Here is a 524-nt window from a genome sequence, read left to right as displayed (position 1 = left end):
GCCACGCTGTCGAACGGGCGGCGTGCGGATTGCCTGATCCATCTGCCCAACCCGCCGGGCCCGATTGTGATCGACAGCAAGTTCCCGTTGGAGGCCTATGAGGCGCTGATTGGCTCGACCAATGACGCCGAGCTGAAGGCGGCGGTTCAGATGTTCCGCAGCACGGTGCGCAAACACATCAACGATATTGCCGAGAAATACATTCTGGATGGCGAAACCGCCGATGGCGCGCTGATGTTCCTGCCCTCCGAGGCGGTCTATGCCGAGTTGCACGCCAAGTTCCCCGAATTGGTGCAGGAGAGTTTTACCAAACGCGTCTGGATCGTGTCACCGACCACCTGCATGGCGACGCTGAACACGATGCGCGCGATCCTCAAGGACGCGCGGATGCGAGAACAAGCAGGCGCCATCCGCAAGGAACTTGGGATGCTACACAAGGATGTCGAGCGTCTGGGCGACCGCGTTGCCAATTTGGATCGCCATTTCGGGCAGGCGGCCAAGGACATTTCGGACATCAAGATCAG

The 524-nt window shown here is 59.9% G+C and carries 1 protein-coding gene; it reads left to right on the top strand.

The window, feature by feature from the left end; translation table 11 throughout:
- On the top strand, nucleotides 1-524 hold a 524-nt coding region (locus ACR0E6_RS23075), incomplete at both ends, for a DNA recombination protein RmuC (RefSeq protein ID WP_480587816.1).

The organism is Ruegeria sp. AP12, assembly GCF_056540025.1.
The sequence above is the reverse complement of the archived record's forward strand: the minus strand, read 5'-3'. Positions and strand labels throughout refer to the sequence as shown.